General features: G+C 67.3%; 6 protein-coding genes. 5 read left to right on the top strand and 1 reads right to left on the bottom strand.

Going from position 1 to position 4,939, the window contains the following annotated elements; genetic code table 11:
* A partial coding sequence (locus Y704_RS19205) for a VOC family protein (protein ID WP_035771698.1) occupies nt 1–880 on the bottom strand: 880 nt, incomplete at its 3' end.
* Between the two features lie 142 nt (nt 881–1,022).
* Between Y704_RS19205 and Y704_RS19200 the strand changes: the two genes are divergently transcribed.
* Genes Y704_RS19200 through Y704_RS0105410 form a run of 5 tightly spaced genes read left to right on the top strand, consistent with a single transcriptional unit; the run spans nt 1,023 to nt 4,717 of the window.
* A complete protein-coding gene (locus tag Y704_RS19200; protein ID WP_051476722.1) occupies nt 1,023–1,499 on the top strand; it encodes a PGPGW domain-containing protein in 477 nt (158 codons plus the stop codon).
* 49 nt (nt 1,500–1,548) lie between these two features.
* Nucleotides 1,549–2,472 carry a carbohydrate kinase family protein gene (locus tag Y704_RS0105425; protein ID WP_026549361.1) on the top strand — a complete coding sequence of 308 codons (924 nt, stop codon included), beginning with the start codon at nt 1,549–1,551 and terminating at the stop codon, nt 2,470–2,472.
* Complete coding sequence (locus Y704_RS0105420) at nt 2,469–2,996, top strand: YbhB/YbcL family Raf kinase inhibitor-like protein (RefSeq protein ID WP_026549360.1); 528 nt, start codon at nt 2,469–2,471, stop codon at nt 2,994–2,996. Before Y704_RS0105425 ends, Y704_RS0105420 begins: the two co-directional genes overlap by 4 nt.
* A gap of 40 nt (nt 2,997–3,036) precedes the next feature.
* Nucleotides 3,037–3,846 (top strand): HAD family hydrolase, encoded by an 810-nt coding sequence (locus tag Y704_RS0105415; RefSeq protein WP_026549359.1) that lies wholly within the window; start codon nt 3,037–3,039, stop codon nt 3,844–3,846.
* A 13-nt stretch (nt 3,847–3,859) separates the two neighbouring features.
* Nucleotides 3,860–4,717, top strand: a complete 858-nt coding sequence (locus tag Y704_RS0105410; RefSeq protein ID WP_253904234.1) for a glycerophosphodiester phosphodiesterase family protein — start codon at nt 3,860–3,862, stop codon at nt 4,715–4,717.
* The last annotated feature ends 222 nt before the right edge of the window (nt 4,718–4,939 follow it).

The following is a 4,939-nucleotide window of genomic DNA, read 5'->3' as shown; positions in this document are numbered from 1 at the left end:
GCGGAAGCTTCAGGGAGCGGCCGAGCTCGAGCAGGGGTTCGTCGATGTTGAAGCCCGGCGTGTCGGTTGCCATTTCGAGCAGGGTGCCGCCGGGCTCGCGGAAGTAGATGGAGGTGAAGTACTGGCGGTCGAGGATCGCGGTCACGCTGTACCCTCCCGCGGCAAGTTCCTGCCGCCATACCTCCTGGGTCTGCTGGTCGGGAACGCGGAAAGCGATGTGGTGCACCGTTCCACCGGCCACCAGACCGGGGTCTCCGGACGGGTCCGCGACGATATCCACGACCGTCCCGGGTTCGCCGTCGTGCGTGGACAGGCGGTACCGGCCGCCGGATTCACCCAGCAGCCTCATGCCGAGGTCGTGGGTCAGGGTCTCGAGCGTGGGTTCCGGATCGGTGACTGTGAGCACCGAGGAGTGCTGTCCCCGGACGGCGTACTGCGCGGGCACCGAAGCGGAGTCCCACGGGTTGCGCGGGTCCGTCAGCGACGAAGCCACCAGATCGATCTGCAGGCCGTCCGGATCACGGAGCGACAGTCGCTCCTCCTCGGACGAGGCACGTGACACGGTGGACGCCACCCCGATGCCCTTGAAATGTTCCTGCCACCAGCCCAGGGTTCCCGAGGGAACGGAGAACGCGGTGGTGGTCGACTGGCCGCTGCCGACGCGGCCGCTGCGGACACCCTGCCACGGGAAGAAGGTGAGCAGCGAGCCGGGTGTGCCGGCTTCGTCGCCGTAGTAGAGGTGATACGTGCCGGGATCATCGAAGTTGACGGTCTTCTTCACGAGCCGGAGCCCCAGGCCCCGGATGTAGAAGTCGATGTTCCGTTGCGGGTCCCCGGCAATGGCGGTGACATGGTGCAGGCCCTCGGTTTTCGCAGTCACGGTAGTCCTCCTGGTTGCTCACCGGCCCCATGGCCGCTAATGTAGATGCAAACGCATGCACCCCTGATTTTGTTCCGCGCTCCTGCCCGGGCGGCCGTGCCGCGCGTCGAAAATTGGCGGCTGACTATGCAATCCTGTGTAGGTGGCAGCTAAAGAGCGGGTAGCCGGGTGGGTGCGGCGTACCGGCATCGAGGTGCTCGGGTGGACCCTGGTGGTCCTCGGCATCGCCGGACTGGTGCTTCCCGGCCCAGGGCTGCTCATGCTCGTGGGAGGGCTGGCAGTTCTGTCCCAGCAGTACGACTGGGCCAAGCGCCACCTCGCCCCCATCAAGGCCCGCGCTTTCCAGGCCGCCGCCGTCGGCGTGAAGACCATTCCCCGCATCCTGCTGAGCTGCCTGGGAGCCCTGATCATCATGGGGTTCGGCGTGCTGTGGATTGTGCAGGTTCCCGTGCCGGACTGGTGGTTCCTCGATGACGACTGGTGGCTGTTCGGGGGGTCCGGCACCGGAATCAGCCTGATTATCTCCTCGGTGATTGCGCTGTCGCTCATCGTTTACAGCGTGCACCGTTTCCGGGGAAAGCCCGGACCCGGCAAGACCGCTGTCGGGGGCGACGCCTGAGAAGCCCTGTGGGAGTGGATCGTTCAGGTGCGGCTGGTACTTTGACAGGGTGCTCACCGTAATCGGGGAAACCCTCATCGACGAAGTTGTCAGCGATACCGCCTCTCCCCGCGCCCACGTCGGCGGAAGCCCCATGAATGTAGCGGTGGGCCTTGCCCGGCTGGGCCACCCTGCCCAGTTCGTGGGCCGGTTCGGCGACGACGCCTATGGCCGCATGATCGAGCAGCACCTCCGCGACAACTCCGTCCTTTCCCCACTTCCACCGGACGTCCATCCCACGAGCGTGGCCACGGCACGCCTGGATCCCGCGGGGGGCGCTTCCTACGAGTTCCAGCTGGTGTGGGACCTGCCGGGACTCCGGGAGCACCTACCCGCCCTGTTGGACGGCACCACCCTGCTGCACACCGGTTCCATCGCCACCATGCTGGTCCCCGGAGCCACCGAGGTACTGCGGCTCGTCGAGCAGGCGCACCCCGTCGCAACCATTTCCTACGACCCGAACTGCCGCCCGACCATCATTCGCGATGCCGACTTCGCGCGCGCTGCCGCCGAGCGGTTCGCGGCGCTCGCCGGCGTCGTCAAGGCGTCCGACGAGGACCTCGAATGGCTGTATCCGGGACGGTCCGCGCTGGATTCAGCACGGAGCTGGCTGGCCCAGGGGTGCTCCCTCGTGGTGGTGACGCGCGGCTCGAAGGGGCCCTGGGGAGTATGTGCGGCCGGTGAGGCCGAAGTGAAGGCTCCAGCAACCAGCGTGGTGGATACCGTGGGCGCAGGGGACTCCTTCATGGCGGCACTGCTCGGCGCGCTCGTGGATCTCGAGCTCGACGGCGCCCATCGCCGGAAGGAGCTGCGCCGAATAACCCGTGAACAGCTGGCCGCCATTCTTGTCTACGCCGCACGGGCGGCAGCGGTGACCGTTTCACGCGCGGGGGCCAACCCGCCGTCCCGCACTGAACTAGGAGAACTTTCATGACGCGCGACCCCTACGCCGACCTTCCGAAGGTTGCCGATTTCCAGTTGACCAGCGACGACATCGATCACCGTGAGCCGCTCAATGCCGCCCAGGCCTCCGGGATGATGGGGGCCGGTGGTGAGGACGTGTCCCCCCAGCTGTCCTGGTCGGGCTTTCCGGAGGGCACCCGAAGCTTCGCTGTCACGGCCTACGATCCCGATGCTCCCACGGCAAGCGGGTTCTGGCACTGGGCGGTGTTCAATCTTCCCGTCGGCACCACGTCCCTGGCTTCCAACGCCGCAGGCGACGGCGGAGCAGGCCTGCCCGACGGCGCCATCCAGCTCAAGAACGACGGCGGCTTCGCCGGTTTCATAGGCGCGGCTCCTCCGGAGGGCCACGGTGCCCACCATTACCACGTGGTGGTTCATGCGGTCGACGTCGAAACCCTCGACATTCCGGCCGATGCAAGCCCGGCCTACCTCGGGTTCAACCTGTTCACACATGGCATCGGCCGCGCACGCCTGATCGGAACTTTCGAGCAGTAGCAGGGCAGGGTTTAATGGAGTGCAGATGAAGGAGCGGGGAATGCGGCTGGTCGCAAGCGATATGGACGGCACGATCGTGGGCACTGACGGCAGGATGAGCGCGCGGACCGTCCAGGCCTTCCAGGACTGCGCTGCAGCGGGCATCGACGTCGTCTTCGTGACCGGACGGCCCCCGCGCTGGCTGCAGCCGCTGCGCGATCAGCTCGGCCACCTCGGCACCGTGATCTGCTCCAACGGCGCGTTGACCTACGACCTGAAGGCAGAGCGCGTCCTCGACGTCCATCTGCTCGATCACCGGCACATCTACGAGGCCCGCGACATCATCCGGGATCTGTATCCGGCCGCCGCCTTTGCCGCCGAAACCGTTTCGGGATTCAAGATCGAGCCCGGATTCGCCGACCCCGGGACCTCGGAGATCCTGGGCAGCATCGAGGCCCTGTCCTTCGAGGAGTCGCTGCCCGGCGAGGAGGTGGTGAAGTTCCTTGCACGGGAAAGGGACGTGCACCCCGACGAGTTCCTGCACAGGGTCCGTCCGGCCGTGCAGCACCTGGTGTCGGCCACCCACTCGGCGCCGGCCATCGCCCTGCTGGAGATGGCGGTCCCCCATATCAACAAGGCCGTGACCCTCGCCGAGTACGCGGCATCGCGCGGAATTGCCGCGGCGGACGTCGTCGCTTTCGGTGACATGCCCAATGACATCCAGATGCTCGAGTGGGCCGGCTACGGCTACGCCATGGCATCGGGCCACGCCGCGGCCCTTGAGGCCGCGAACCTGATGGCTCCCGCGTTCGAGGATGACGGGGTGGCGCAGGTCCTCGAACAGCGGCTGGCTGCGCTCAAGACGGCCTGACGGCGCTTCTTCCGTGAGCTTTCCGTACTTCTCCACGTCGGGCTCGCACGGCTTTTCGGTCCAGGCGCACGACGCCGAAGCGCAGCCGCTTGCGCTGTCGCACCGCGGGTTCGCGACCGACGGTGACGAGAACTCGGCTGCGGCTTTCCTCCGCTCCGTCGAACTGGGCTACGGCTGGCTCGAGACCGACGTGCGCACCTCACGGGACGGTGTGGTGATGGTGTTCCACGACCGGATGCTGGACCGTGTGACCGATGCGTCAGGTCCCCTCGCCGACCGGACGCGGGATGAGCTGCGAAGCGTGCTGATCGGCGGCCGCGAGCCCATCCCGACCCTGGAGGAGGTGTTGCTGCGCTGGCCGCACCTCCGGTTCAACGTGGACGTCAAGGACGACGCGTCGGTGGAGGCGTTCGCCGATGTCGTCAACCGGTGCGGTGCTCACGACCGCGTGCTGGTGGCGTCCTTCTCCGACCTCCGCCGGAGGAAGGTGTTGCGCCTGCTCACCCGGCGCACGGCGTCGTCGGCCGGGGCGCTGGTGAACCTCCTGATCCGCGTCCTCGGTCCGTTCGGGCTGACACGGGCCATCGCCCGCGCGGCCCGTGTGGACGCGGTCCAGGTTCCGCTGCGCTACCGGGGGATCCCGGTGGCGACTGCCGGATACATCCGCCGGTGCAGGGCCGCCTCGCTCGAGGTGCATGTCTGGACGATCAACGATGAGCCCACCATGACGAGGCTGCTGGACCTGGGAGTGGGCGGGATAGTTTCCGACCGGGCGGACCTGCTGGCAGGAGTGATGAAGCAGCGTGGATTCTGGCCGCAGGGCCGCCCTGCCGCCCCCGAAGAACGGTGGAACCGGTCGGACAAACCGTAGCCAGCAGAGCCGGTACGCGCGTAGGCTCGACAGCAGACCGACCGTTGTCGGCCGAAGCGCGCACCGAAGGAGTTCGTCATGGGTTTGAGCAATATGATCAAGAATGCCGCCGGCAAGTATGCAGGACGGGCCGGCCGCCCCACTGGTGGAAGCCCCCGGACAGGTGGACTGAACACCGGCAGGGGAACCGCGGGTACGCCCGCCACTGGAGGGATCGGCGGG

Source organism: Arthrobacter sp. Br18, assembly GCF_000520555.1.
Classification (GTDB): Bacteria; Actinomycetota; Actinomycetes; order Actinomycetales; family Micrococcaceae; genus Arthrobacter_D.
Note: the sequence above shows the minus strand (reverse complement) of the source record. Positions and strands in the feature narration are given on the sequence as shown.

Bases quoted from the DNA above. Each gene is read 5' to 3' on its own strand.
- Y704_RS0105420 (WP_026549360.1), top strand. From the start codon at position 2,469: ATGACGCGCGACCCCTACGCCGACCTTCCGAAGGTTGCCGATTTCCAG.
- Y704_RS0105415 (WP_026549359.1), top strand. From the start codon at position 3,037: ATGCGGCTGGTCGCAAGCGATATGGACGGCACGATCGTGGGCACTGAC.